Below are 13,338 nucleotides of genomic sequence, written 5' to 3'. Positions count from 1 at the left end.
TAAATATGTGTATAACTTTTTAGTAAGATCGTTTTCTTACAAGTGTTTTAATAGTTCTGGTAACCACCGTTCAGCCGTATCTTCAGGTAGATCTTCGCCAAGAACATCTATCTCCAAGCGAGGTAAGAGTGGTTGAGCTTGTTTTGATAGCAACAACTGCTCGATGTTTTTGGCTGCATAGTTATAGGTATCGTAACTAGAATCTCCTATGCCAATGATCGCAAAGCGAATATTGTCGAGATTAGTGAGGCCATTGAGATCTTCAACAAAAGGCTGCAAATTATCAGGATAGTCGCCAGCGCCATGGGTTGATGTGCAAATCAACCACGCAGCCTCCATTTTCATATCCTTAAGATCAGGTTGCTCATGTAAAGTACAGCTTATGCCTTGATCTTCCATTAAGTCACGTAACTGTTCGGCCACATATTCAGTGCCGCCCATTTGACTACCAATAATAATTTCGAGCTGGCTCATTGTTACTACGCCTAAATGTTGTTGCGCCCATGATACCTGATCTGTGGTTAGGCTCAATTGATCTTAATCCCTGTGTGTAGTTCTGAACATCAATAGCTGTTTAAAATGAATATATAGTGATGATAAATATAGAGTTTTTAATTTTTAAAGCTGTTGATAAAAAGTCGATAAGCTTAGGTTAAAAAGCCATACCCGTTCATCATAACTGAGTAATTTCACACTGTTTTCTACTGATAAAGAAAAATTGCATGGGTGTGTATGCTTTGCTTGTGGATAATGATCAATAGAGATTATCTCGGCGTATTTTTGGATCTATAAAACTCATTTAATAGATCCAATACTTCTATAAATTTTCTATTTATTGGCTTCATTTCTTTTGAGAGTGCCCGTATTTTTGGATCTGATGCGCTTAATGTGCCAAGTCCCGAGTCTCAAATGCTTTGTTAATGTTAAAACGCATGAATGACTGCTACCCAAACTAGCTATGTGTGACAGATCTTTTCACTGTTAATCACGCTTTTTGGTGCAGATAGGCATGTCAGTTTTTAATTGATCGCTATAAAAATTGCTCAGTAACGAGTCGCTGGTAGCCAATATTTACACAAAATAGCGCCGATTTTGCCGCCAATATGCATAATCACTATGTTGCTGTGGGCACCCAGCATCGGTGGGATCTTATTTAACGCTAGTTTAGCGTTGTTTTTTGCCAATAAATTAGGGAGCGACGAGCTCACTTATGCGTTCGTTTTGCCCTGATAGCTGTCATTTTTGGATTGAGCTGTTGACTATTAGGTGAGCCGAGCTTTGCTTTTCTGATGATTTGGAGTGTTGAGTTACAGAGAGGGAGCTGAAAAAAAGCCCACACAAAGGTGGGCTCGCTAGACTTTATTAATCTATTTACCGATACAAAAGGAGCTGAAGATCTTGCCGAGCAGATCGTCAGAGGTGAATTCGCCGGTGATCTCGCTTAAATACTGCTGGGTTAAACGCAGCTCTTCTGCCAAGATCTCCCCGGCAACATGGGCTTCAAGTTGCTCTTGACCGGTATACAAGTGCTGCTGCGCTCGCTCTAATGCATCTAAATGACGGCGGCGAGCCATAAAGCTGCCTTCTTGGGTGCCCTCAAAGCCAATGCATGATTTAAGGTGCTCTCGCACATGGTCAATGCCTTGTGCTTGTTTGGCGCTGAGGCGAATGACCGGATGAGTAGGGTGGTCGTCAAACCCCGGTTGCTCGCCACTGAGATCGACCTTATTCCTGATCACGGTAATGCCCATATTGGCGGGCAGCTTAGCGGTAAACTCTGGCCAAATTTGCTCTGGAGTGGTGGCATCCGTCTCCGTGGCATCAACCATAAACAGCACGCGATCGGCTTGGTTGATTTCTTCCCAAGCGCGTTCTATTCCTATTTGCTCGACCTTATCTGGGCTTTCACGTAGTCCTGCGGTATCAATAATATGCAAAGGCATCCCATCAATATGGATATGCTCTTTTAATACATCACGAGTGGTGCCTGCGATATCGGTGACAATGGCGGCATCACGCCCAGCAAGGGCGTTAAGCAAGCTTGATTTACCGGCATTAGGGCGACCAGCAATGACCACGCGCATACCATCACGAATAATGCTGCCTTGCTTCGCTTGTTTGCTAACTGCCGCGATCTTATCGAGAATAGCTTGCAAGTCGTTGCCAACCTTACCATCACTAAGAAAATCGATTTCTTCATCAGGGAAGTCAATGGCCGCTTCCACATACATGCGCAAGTGAATAACTTGCTCCACCAGCTCTTCAATATGTTTTGAAAACTCGCCTTGTAGTGAGTGCAGGGCACTTTTAGCCGCTTGTTCTGAGGTTGCATTAATTAAATCGGCAATTGCTTCGGCTTGGGTTAAATCAAGCTTATCATTGAGAAAAGCCCGCTCCGAGAACTCACCGGGCTTGGCCAAGCGTACACCCTCAAGTTGGCTAATCTCTTTTAACAACATGTCGAGAATCACAGGGCCGCCATGGCCTTGTAGTTCTAGCACGTCTTCGCCGGTGAAAGAGTTTGGGCCTTGAAAGAACAGCGCTATGCCCTGGTCTAATTGTTGTTGCTGCAGGTCATTAAAAGGCAGGTATTCGGCGTAGCGGGTACGTGGGCAGCGTCCTAAAATGCGCTCAGCGACCAGCTTTGCATGGCTGCCAGAAACACGAATAATACCCACACCACCACGACCTGGCGCGGTGGCTTGAGCAACGATTGTATCTTGTGAAAGCATAGAATTACTCGATAAAGCCTGAATGGATGTATTGTAACCTAATGTTGTTATAAACAATAAAAAAGCGGCTCTTAGGCCGCTTTTTTTAGCTTCAATAGCGGGTTGTTAACCGCGTACTTTCATGCCTTTTTTCTCCATACCGCGATAAATAATCAGCATTTGCGCAATGGAGATAAGGTTAGACACGAGCCAGTATAGAACCAGACCTGATGGGAACCATAAGAAGAAAACCGAGAAGATTACTGGCATCCAGGTCATCATCTTTTGTTGCATCGGGTCGGTAACCGTCATTGGCTGTAGCTTCTGCATCAAGAACATACTCGCACCGAACAAGATAGGCAGTACGTAGTAAGGGTCTTTTGATGATAGATCTGTTAGCCATAGGCCGAACTCAGCATGACGTAATTCTGGCGATTCTAGGAATACATAGAACAGCGCCAAGAAGATTGGCATTTGCAGTAACAGCGGGAAACAGCCACCCATCGGGTTTACTTTTTCCTTCTTGTACATTTCCATCATGGCCTGACCGAACTTCTGGCGGTCATCACCGTAGCGCTCTTTCAGTGCTTGCATTTTCGGTTGCAGGGCACGCATCTTCGCCATAGAGGTGTACTGTGCTTTCGTTAATGGGAAGAGTAATGACTTCACCACAATAGTGATGGCGATAATAGCTAGACCCCAGTTACCTAAGAAGCTGTAAAGGAACTTAAGTAGGGTGAGCAATGGTTGTGAAATGAACCACAGCCAGCCATAGTCAACAGCCAAATCAAGGTTAGGGTGAATGGCTTCAAGGGCATCAGTGTCTTTAGGGCCCATATAGTAAGTGGCGCTGATGTCTGCGGTGCTATTGGCTGCCACTGTTATTGGCTCTGATTTTACACCAATTTGCGCAACTGAAGGCGTGATAAGGCGCATATAGACGGTGTTTTGTTGCTCTTGGTTTGGTACCCAGGCACTGACAAAGTAGTGCTGAAGAAAAGCGATATAGCCGCCTTGGGTGGCTTTATTTAATTGTTTGTCTTCAATATCAGAGAATGAGTATTTTTCATAATTTATCTCGTCTGTACCGTAAGCACCACCAAGGTAGCTTTGGTCAATTAAACTGCCTTTTTCTTGCACTGTACGCTTAACTTGTGCAAACAACTGCACTTGCAGTGGCGCTGCGGTGGTATTTTCTACGTTGTAGTCCATCGCTACATCGTACTGACCCTGTTTAAAGGTGTAAGTTTTAGTAAAGCGAACGCCTTGGTCATCAACGAAAGTCAGTGGCACCGTTAAGGTATCGCCATTGAGAGTATATTGTAGCTTCTCAGAGTCATACACTGGGCGTTCGGCCTGCGCATCAGGACCATTTAAACCAATTAAGCCACTTTGTGAGAAGTACTGATTGCCATCAAACTCCCCTAATAATAGGTAAGGAGTATCGCTGCCATGGGTTTCAGCGTGCTTAAGCAACTTAGTTTCGATGATGTCACCGCCCAAGGTATCAATTTTTACGGCAAATACATCGGTAGTCACTTCGATAATTTTACGGTCCACAGCAGTGGCAGTAAGGGAATTATCAACGTCTGATTGCGGTACATCTGACTGGCCGGCCTGCTGGCTTTGCGTCTTTTGTTGCGTTTGGGCACTAGGCTGCTGCGGTTGGTTGTAGTCATTATTCCACTCTTGGAATAATAAAAACGACACCAACAACAGGCCGATTATTAAAAACGTGCGTTGCGATTCCATAACAGCTCTTATTTCTCGTCGTTTAGATTAATGATGGTTACGTTTGCTGGGTACGGGGTCATCCCCACCAGCATGTAAAGGATGGCATTTTACTATTCGTTTCGTTGCCAACCAACTGCCTTTTATTGCTCCGTGCATTTTTATAGCTTGCAGAGCATACGAAGAGCAGCTCGGATTAAAGCGACAACTGGGCCCAAGTAGGGGGCTTATCCACTTTTGATAACCTCTAATTACAATAATGAGGCTGTGTTTTGGTATGGCCAAAATATGGGCGATCATAGGTAAGCCTCAGTACTGAGCAGAGTGATTGTGAATACTCAGTGAGTGTCGATTAAAAGGTGAGCTAAAGATACCTGAAAAAGACGCTAAATTCTATGATTGCTGGCGCTTTTGCTGCCCATTAGGACGCTTTTTGCTATGACGTCTGGGTGGTGGCTTGTATCCTGGTTTACAACGCTCATTGATTTTTCGCCATAACTTATCAAGTTCAGCACGAATCTCGGCATTAGAACGCTCATCAATACCGCGCTTAACCATAAGCACAATATCAATGTTATCTAACTGATGTTGATTGAGACGAAAACTCTCACGGGCGATACGCTTAATGCGGTTGCGTTGGTTGGCTTGCTTCACATTTTTTTTAGCTACGGTTAAACCAATGCGAGGATTATCTAAGTCGTTTGGTTTAGCTAGTAATGTGAATAGGGCGGTTGCTGCCCGAGCGGGCTCGTTAAAAATGCGGGAATAATGCGAGGGAGTTAACAGTCGTAACTCCCTGCCAAAGCGAAAGTCTTCCACTAATTAAGCAGAAAGTACTTTGCGGCCTTTAGCACGACGACGTGCTAGTACTTTACGGCCATTTGCTGACGCCATGCGAGCACGGAAACCGTGAGTACGCTTGCGCTTAAGTACGCTAGGTTGAAAAGTTCTTTTCATAACAATTCCATCCGATCGGTTAAGGTTTAAATTAACTGTGTGGGTCGCGATCCTCACACAGACGCAGACACTGCACAAAGCCAAGTGATTTACACCGGACAATAAGCGGTGCCTTAGCGAGCGCGGAATTCTATAGATAGTCTTGGTCAAAGTCAATGAAAATAACAGTGCTATAGGAGTAGGGGAGCGAAAAAATTGTGCTCAGATCGGCAAGCGATCCTAAAAAGATCGGTGATTAATTGAAGTTTTCCACAGGCTCTGTTTAAAAAGTGCATAAATCCACTTTATAACCTTAATTGATCTTAAAAATTGAATACGATCAAACCCTAATTAATGGTCTGCCTAACTTCTATTTTTAAAATTTATATTAAATAAAAACAATATCTTATGTAAATTTTGCGCAGGGAGCATAATTTCTAAAAAAATCAATATTGAAGTTGTGGATAAATAGGCGTCATAATGGACAGCCGGATCGCACCAAGGCGCAGATTCAGGGAAGACAAGCAACGACAACCTTCACCCGTGATGTACGGGTATCAATAATACAAACCTAATTTCGGGAGTACACTGTGTATCTGTCAGTTTGGCAAAGTTGTTTATATGTGTTGCAGGATGAACTACCGTCGCAACAATTTAGTATGTGGGTGCGCCCGCTCCAAGCTGAAAGTACAGACGACACTTTAACTATTTATGCGCCTAACCGTTTTGTGCTTGATTGGGTTCGCGAAAAGTACCTTAACCGGATCAATGAACTATTAGTTGAAATATGCGGTGACGAAGCTCCTGAATTGCGCTTTGACGTGGGCAGCAAACCGATACTCAACGGTAACACGCCCGCCCCCAGTAGCAATACGAATAATACCCAGGCAGCGAGTGCTAGCAGCGCTCCAGCGGTCACCCAAAGTGCGCAGGCACCTGCCGCCGTAGAACCGGCGCCCAAGTCACAGTACAAATCGAATATCAAAGAAAATTATACCTTCGACAATTTTGTTGAAGGTAAGTCAAACCAATTAGCTAAAGCAGCAGCCACACAGGTGGCCGATAACCCAGGTTCGGCATTTAACCCTGTCTTCATTTATGGTGGCACAGGCTTGGGTAAGACGCACTTACTGCACGCCGTGGGTAACGGTATTTTAGCTAAAAAAGAAAACGCTAAAATCGTTTATATGCATTCCGAGCGCTTCGTGCAAGATATGGTCAAAGCGCTGCAAAATAATGCCATTGAAGAGTTCAAGCGCTATTACCGCAGTGTTGATGCCTTACTTATTGATGATATTCAGTTTTTTGCTAATAAAGAGCGCTCTCAAGAAGAGTTCTTTCATACCTTTAATGCGCTGTTAGAAGGTAATCAGCAAATTATTCTGACTTCTGATAGATACCCAAAAGAAATAGAAGGCGTTGAAGACCGTCTTAAATCACGTTTTGGCTGGGGCTTAACTATTGCGATTGAGCCACCGGAGTTAGAAACTCGGGTCGCTATTTTGATGAAAAAAGCGCAGCAAAGTAAGATTAATTTACCCCATGAAGTGGCCTTTTTTATTGCGAAGAAACTGCGCTCAAATGTGCGTGAATTGGAAGGCGCACTTAATCGGGTCATCGCTAACGCAAACTTTACTGGACGACCAATTTCAATCGACTTTGTTAAAGAAGCCTTGCGCGATCTACTCGCTTTGCAAGATAAGTTGGTGACTATCGATAATATTCAACGCACAGTGGCAGAGTATTATCGAATTCGCGTATCAGATTTACTATCTAAACGCCGCAGCCGCTCTGTAGCTCGTCCACGACAAGTGGCCATGGCGCTATCTAAAGAATTAACCAATCACAGCCTGCCAGAAATAGGTGATGCCTTTGGTGGGCGTGATCATACAACCGTGCTGCATGCATGCCGCAAGGTTAAATCACTGCGTGAAGAAAATCACGAAGTGAAAGAAGACTATCAAAATCTAATAAGAACTTTGTCATCTTAAGGTCAGCCTTATGCAAATTACTATCGCTAGAGATCAGTTTTTAAAACCACTCATGCAAGTGTCTGGTGCTATTGAGAGAAAACATACCCTGCCAATTCTTTCAAATGTATTGCTAGAGGTGCGTGATGGTCAACTTTATATGACTGGGACAGACCTTGAGATAGAGCTTGTTGCCTCGGTCACTTTGGAGAAGCCCACTGCCGATACCAAGATTACTTTGCCAGCTAAAAAGCTCTTAGATATCTGTAAAAGCTTGCCAGATGGCAGTGATATCAATTTAAACTCGCAAGAGCATCAGGTGGTACTGACCAGTGGTAAAAGCCGTTTTGCGCTGTTGTCGTTGGCGGCCGAAGACTTTCCTAATTTAGAACAGTGGGATGGCGAGGTTGAGTTCCAGCTAAGCCGTATGGAGCTGAGAAAGCTACTCGAGAACACCCATTTTTCCATGGCGAATCAGGATGTCCGTTATTACCTTAATGGTATGTCATTTGAATTAGAGAATGATGAAATAAAAACCGTTGCCACCGATGGACACCGCCTCGCATTAGCGTTTAAAAAATTACCTCAATCGCTTAATTCGCAGCGCCAACTTATAGTGCCACGCAAAGGTGTGCAAGAAATCATGCGGTTAATGCCGGCAGATGATAATCCTGTGACTATTCAGTTTGGTGCCAATCATATTCGAATTAGCGATGCAGAGTTTACATTTACTAGTAAATTAGTTGATGGACGCTTCCCTGATTATCGCCGCGTTTTACCTCGTGGGGGTGACAAGATTATTACTGCAAATCGGGAGTGGCTACGCAATGCTCTGCACCGAGTGTCTATCTTGTCTAATGAAAAGTTTCGTGGTGTGCGCTTAAATTTGAGTAATGGCTTATTAAAAGTCAGTGCCAATAACCCAGAGCAAGAACAGGCCGAAGAAGTTGTCGAGGTTATGTATCAAGGTGATGAGTTAGAAATCGGATTTAATGTTTCTTATTTGCTGGATGTTCTAAACACGGTAAAAACTGAAGACGTTACAATTACGCTTGCCGATTCGAATAGTAGTGCGCTGATGGAAGCGACAGGTGATAGTGAAGCGCTCTACGTTGTTATGCCTATGCGTCTATAGATAATGAGCATTACTTCTCTCAGCCTCAATGATTTTCGAAATGTTGAGGCTGTTTCTTTATCTCCCCAAGACATAAATATCATCTACGGGGAGAATGGCAGCGGCAAGACTAGTTTTCTCGAAGCCATATACTTCCTTTCCCATGGACGTTCTTTTCGTACCAACAAGTATCGCAACGTGATTCGTCATGGGGCGCAAAAATTTACTCTGCACGCAAAAAAGCACAGTAATAATCTCACCATCCCAATGGGGATAAGTAAAAATGTACAGGGTGAGACCCAAGTCCGTATTCAGGGAAAAGCAAGCCGACGTATATCAGATTTAGCGCAGGTATTGCCTGTGCAAGTTATCACTCCTGAAAGTTACTCTTTCTTCTTTGGAGGACCGAAGGAGCGACGGGCATTTATTGATTTGGGTGTGTTCCACGTGGAACATGAGTTTTTAAATGCGTGGCAAAACTTTAACCGTATACTTAAGCAACGTAATGCTTTACTCAAGCAAAGACCCCGAGATATAAAGCTACAACTTGCTGTATGGGACAAAGAATTTGTCCGTTTGGCGCAGCATATTACGGCGCTAAGAGAATCTTATATTGAGAGGTTTAAAGCGCATTTTTTTGATAGACTGTGTGCTGAACTTGAATTGATGCAAGGCCTGAAAATCGAGTTCCATTGCGGGTGGAAACAGTTAGATTCACTCGCTGATGTACTGTCAGAAAACCTCGAACGCGACCTTGCACGTGGATATACATCGAGAGGGCCCCACAAGGCGGATATAACGATAAAAACCGATGTGGGTGCAGCAGAGCATGTCTTTTCAAGAGGACAGCTAAAACTGCTTTTATATGCGCTTAAAGTAGCGCAAAATAGCTTAATTGAAAAAGAGACCGGGAAGCAGTCACTGTTGCTAATAGACGACTTACCCTCGGAGCTCAGTGAAGATACAAAGCGCAAAGTGGGCCAATTATTATCCCATTGCCAAGCGCAAATATTTATAACGACAATTGAGTCCGAAAGTGTCTCTGCCGTGTTAGAAGCTTTGGATAGAACTGAAGCTTTGTTCCACGTGAAACATGGCAAACTAATAACAAGATAAATGGAAACACCATGTCTGAAAATTACGATTCATCAAGTATTAAAGTACTGAAAGGATTAGATGCAGTACGAAAACGGCCAGGAATGTACATTGGTGATACCGATGATGGCACCGGTTTACACCATATGGTTTTCGAGGTCGTCGATAACTCAATCGATGAGGCATTAGCAGGATACTGTGACGACATCTTCGTAACTATCCATACCGATGGCTCAGTATCAGTTCGCGATAATGGTCGTGGTATCCCAACTGAAATCCATGAAGAGGAAGGAGTCTCAGCGGCTGAGGTTATCATGACCGTACTACACGCCGGTGGTAAATTTGATGATAACTCATACAAGGTATCCGGTGGTCTGCATGGTGTAGGTGTTTCGGTTGTTAACGCATTATCAGAAAAGCTAGCGTTAGAAATTCGTCGCGAAGGTAAATTACATAAGCAAACCTACACCATGGGTGAGCCTGATGCGCCGCTTTCTGTGATTGGTGATTCGGAAACCTCAGGCACAGAAATTCGCTTCTGGCCGAGCTCAGAAACATTCAGCGATATTAACTTCCATTACGATATTTTAGCTAAGCGCTTACGGGAATTATCATTCCTGAACTCTGGCGTATCTATCATCTTGACCGATGAGCGCGAGGAAGATAAGCGCGACCACTTTAAATATGAAGGTGGTATACAAGCTTTCGTTGAATACTTGAACCGCAAGAAAACACCAGTTCATCAAAATGTTTTCCACTTCACCCATGAGCGTGAAGATGGCATCAGCGTTGAAGTATCGATGCAGTGGAACGATGGCTTCCAAGAAAGTATTTTCTGCTTTACCAATAATATTCCTCAACGTGATGGTGGAACGCACTTAGCCGGTTTCCGTGCAGCGCTTACCCGTACATTGAATGGTTATATGGAAAAAGAAGGCCTTAACAAAAAAGCCAATGCGTCGACCAGTGGCGATGATGCGCGTGAAGGTTTAACCGCAGTTGTTAGCGTTAAAGTGCCAGATCCTAAGTTCTCATCGCAGACCAAAGATAAACTTGTTTCCAGCGAAGTGAAATCTGCTGTTGAGCAAGCGATGGCCGAAAAATTAGGTGAATTCTTACTTGAGAATCCCAGTGATGCGAAGGTCGTTGTCAGTAAAATAATTGACGCTGCACGTGCGCGTGAAGCAGCGCGTAAAGCACGTGAAATGACGCGTCGTAAAGGAGCCATGGATTTAGCTGGCCTACCAGGTAAGCTCGCTGATTGCCAAGAGAAAGACCCTGCGGAATCTGAACTTTACATAGTGGAGGGTGACTCAGCGGGTGGCTCTGCTAAGCAGGGGCGTAACCGTAAAAACCAAGCTATCTTGCCACTAAAGGGTAAAATCCTAAACGTTGAAAAAGCCCGTTTTGATAAAATGCTTAGCTCGCAAGAGGTGGCTACGCTCATTACGGCGTTAGGTTGTGGTATTGGCCGTGATGAATACGACCCTGAAAAGCTTCGCTATCATCGTATCATTATCATGACCGATGCTGACGTAGATGGCTCGCACATCCGTACTCTGCTACTGACTTTCTTTTATCGTCAAATGCCAGAAATTATTGAGCGTGGTTATGTCTATATTGCTCAACCACCGCTATACAAGATCAAAAAAGGTAAGCAAGAGCGGTATATCAAAGATGATAATGCACTCGTTGAGTACTTAACTTCTCTCGCACTAAACGGTGCCGCACTGTATACCAGTGAGGGAGCAAGTGCCATTCAAGATAACGCGCTAGAAAACCTAGTTCGCGATTATCAGAGTACTGAAAAAGTTATTGAACGTTTAGCGAGAAAGTACCCATCTTCAATGATGAACAGCTTAATCTACCAACCTCGTATTAGTGAGTCTGAGCTTGATAATGAAGAGAAAGTGTTAGCATGGACGAAAACACTGGTAGAAGACTTAATTGCTAAGGATGAAGATGCGGCTATTTTCAGCGCACACACGCAATTCGACGAAGAGCGTAAACTCTATTATCCGCTGATCAATATTCGTCAGCACGGGGTTGATAAAGTCTATGTACTGAACCACGATTTCTTAACCTCCAAAGACTATCAGCGTATTAGTGTTACAGGTGAGAAAATCACAGACCTGATGCAAGAAGGCGCTTATGTTCAACGCGGGGAGAAAACGCAGCCAGTGAGCAGCTTTGTTGAAGCACTAGAGTGGTTAATTACCGATTCTAAGCGTGGCCTATACACCCAACGCTACAAAGGACTGGGTGAAATGAACCCTGACCAGCTGTGGGAAACGACAATGGATCCTAGTGCTCGCCGTATGCTTAAAGTGACCATTGAAGACGCCATAGCGGCAGACCAATTGTTCGCAACTCTAATGGGTGACCAAGTAGAGCCGCGCCGTGACTTTATCGAGCAAAACGCACTTCGTGTTGTGAATCTAGATGTGTAGAAATAAAGCCTAATAACGTATAACTAAAAGCCCTTACACAAACATGTAAGGGCTTTTTTGATTTAATACTTAATATTAAAGATGGATAATATCATCGGCATTGCCATCTGGATCGTTCAACGCCGATCCGTCTGTGCCTGGATTACCATTGCTCATCATGATCACCGCGCACGCCGCTGGTGAAGCCATTGATGTGCCAGACATTGTGGTAGTGCCACCCCCTTGGCGTGTGGAAAGAATACCGACTCCAGGTGCGGCATAATCGATAGGTGGGTTGCCAAAGTTACTGAAACTAGCAAAGCGGTCGCTGCTATCTGTTGCTGAAATAGTATAAACCCGGTTATGGGAGGCGCTCGCTGGAGAGACATTATTGGCATCTTGGCTTTCATTGCCTGCGGCCACTACAAAAAAGGCTCCCGATTGTTGTGCAGCATTTTCGACCGCATCGTTAAGTTCCTGATTGAAGCCTCCGCCTAAACTCATATTTGCACAGTCGCCTGGTGAGGCATTAGCGGCGACATGATCAATACCTGCTAGTACCCCAGACCAGCTGCCAGAACCGCGAGAATCGAGTACTTTTACAGGGACCACATCAGCACCTGCTGCAACACCAACGACATCGATACCGTTATTAAGAGCAGCGATAGTGCCGGCGACATGAGTACCATGACCATTGCCATCATCCATGTCTGCGTCACGCCCTTTAGTAAAAGCGGTAAAGCCACGGTTAGCATCAACGTTGAGATCAGCATGGTCTAAGTCAATACCGGTATCGAGTACCCAAGCGGTATAGCCGGAACCATCCACTGGACCTCCAACACGCGTGACGCTCCAAGGCGTTTGTTGAGATTGACTGCCGCCGCCACCGGGCTTACCTTTTTTTGCTGGTGAGGCATAGGCAATGCCATCTTCGGTGAAGCGCATCACATCGGCCTCGTTTGCAAATACCGTTTTCGCTTTAGCGCAGCTCATATTAACAGCCATACCTTTGATCGCATTTTTATATAGGTGCTTGGCTTGAACTTGTGCCTTAGTCAACATACCGCGTGCTTTACCTTCGACATCAAAGCGAGAAACCGAGTCATTAAAACGGATAATACAGGTATTATCGATCTCCATCTGTGCCGCCATGCCGGTAAAACTAGGGGCGCTTTGTGCAGTGGCTATACCGGTGGATGCAGCGAATACCGCTGTGGCTAAAAGTGTCTTTTTCATTTCGAATCCTATCTTAGTTATATTTTATTGGTCACAGTGTGGTTAACACTAATTTAACAAAGCTAGACTACTTTGCTGATAATGCAATAAAGAAGAATTAAAAATACGAATAATGA

Annotated in this window: 12 protein-coding genes; 4 read left to right on the top strand and 8 right to left on the bottom strand. The window is 44.4% G+C overall.

Features of this window, described 5'->3' with window-relative positions:
- Positions 1-36 precede the first annotated feature (36 nt).
- From mioC to rpmH, 7 genes are all read right to left on the bottom strand, one after another.
- A complete protein-coding gene (gene mioC, locus MHM94_RS15820; RefSeq protein ID WP_138548736.1) occupies positions 37-474 on the bottom strand; it encodes an FMN-binding protein MioC in 438 nt (145 codons plus the stop codon).
- A gap of 569 nt (positions 475-1,043) precedes the next feature.
- On the bottom strand, positions 1,044-1,208 hold the full coding sequence (locus MHM94_RS15815) for a hypothetical protein (RefSeq protein ID WP_235420041.1): 165 nt from the start codon (positions 1,206-1,208) through the stop codon (positions 1,044-1,046).
- Between the two features lie 159 nt (positions 1,209-1,367).
- Positions 1,368-2,732, bottom strand: a complete 1,365-nt coding sequence (mnmE, locus tag MHM94_RS15810; RefSeq protein ID WP_235420042.1) for a tRNA uridine-5-carboxymethylaminomethyl(34) synthesis GTPase MnmE — start codon at positions 2,730-2,732, stop codon at positions 1,368-1,370.
- A gap of 105 nt (positions 2,733-2,837) precedes the next feature.
- Positions 2,838-4,463, bottom strand: a complete 1,626-nt coding sequence (gene yidC, locus MHM94_RS15805; RefSeq protein ID WP_235420043.1) for a membrane protein insertase YidC — start codon at positions 4,461-4,463, stop codon at positions 2,838-2,840.
- Positions 4,464-4,490: 27 nt separating this feature from the next.
- Complete coding sequence (yidD, locus tag MHM94_RS15800) at positions 4,491-4,742, bottom strand: membrane protein insertion efficiency factor YidD (RefSeq protein ID WP_082079318.1); 252 nt, start codon at positions 4,740-4,742, stop codon at positions 4,491-4,493.
- A gap of 93 nt (positions 4,743-4,835) precedes the next feature.
- Positions 4,836-5,261 (bottom strand): ribonuclease P protein component, encoded by a 426-nt coding sequence (gene rnpA, locus MHM94_RS15795; protein WP_235420044.1) that lies wholly within the window; start codon positions 5,259-5,261, stop codon positions 4,836-4,838.
- 3 nt (positions 5,262-5,264) lie between these two features.
- On the bottom strand, positions 5,265-5,399 hold the full coding sequence (gene rpmH / locus MHM94_RS15790; RefSeq protein WP_045980711.1) for a 50S ribosomal protein L34: 135 nt from the start codon (positions 5,397-5,399) through the stop codon (positions 5,265-5,267).
- A gap of 569 nt (positions 5,400-5,968) precedes the next feature.
- Between rpmH and dnaA the strand changes: the two genes are divergently transcribed.
- From dnaA to gyrB, 4 genes are read left to right on the top strand one after another with little or no spacing between them, the layout of a single operon-like run.
- Positions 5,969-7,369, top strand: coding sequence for a chromosomal replication initiator protein DnaA (gene dnaA, locus MHM94_RS15785; RefSeq protein ID WP_026111101.1), 1,401 nt, complete (start codon positions 5,969-5,971; stop codon positions 7,367-7,369).
- 10 nt (positions 7,370-7,379) lie between these two features.
- On the top strand, positions 7,380-8,483 hold the full coding sequence (gene dnaN / locus MHM94_RS15780; RefSeq protein WP_022944872.1) for a DNA polymerase III subunit beta: 1,104 nt from the start codon (positions 7,380-7,382) through the stop codon (positions 8,481-8,483).
- A gap of 3 nt (positions 8,484-8,486) precedes the next feature.
- On the top strand, positions 8,487-9,578 hold the full coding sequence (gene recF, locus MHM94_RS15775; RefSeq protein ID WP_235420045.1) for a DNA replication/repair protein RecF: 1,092 nt from the start codon (positions 8,487-8,489) through the stop codon (positions 9,576-9,578).
- A gap of 11 nt (positions 9,579-9,589) precedes the next feature.
- On the top strand, positions 9,590-12,007 hold the full coding sequence (gene gyrB, locus MHM94_RS15770) for a DNA topoisomerase (ATP-hydrolyzing) subunit B (protein ID WP_138548730.1): 2,418 nt from the start codon (positions 9,590-9,592) through the stop codon (positions 12,005-12,007).
- A 75-nt stretch (positions 12,008-12,082) separates the two neighbouring features.
- On the opposite strand, the gene MHM94_RS15765 is transcribed toward gyrB, so the two are convergent.
- Positions 12,083-13,222 (bottom strand): S8 family serine peptidase, encoded by a 1,140-nt coding sequence (locus MHM94_RS15765; RefSeq protein ID WP_235420046.1) that lies wholly within the window; start codon positions 13,220-13,222, stop codon positions 12,083-12,085.
- Between the last annotated feature and the right edge of the window lie 116 nt (positions 13,223-13,338).

Source organism: Pseudoalteromonas sp. CNAT2-18.1 (assembly GCF_022347865.1).
Taxonomy (GTDB): Bacteria; Pseudomonadota; Gammaproteobacteria; order Enterobacterales; family Alteromonadaceae; genus Pseudoalteromonas; species Pseudoalteromonas ruthenica.
Note: the sequence above shows the minus strand (reverse complement) of the source record. Positions and strands in the feature narration are given on the sequence as shown.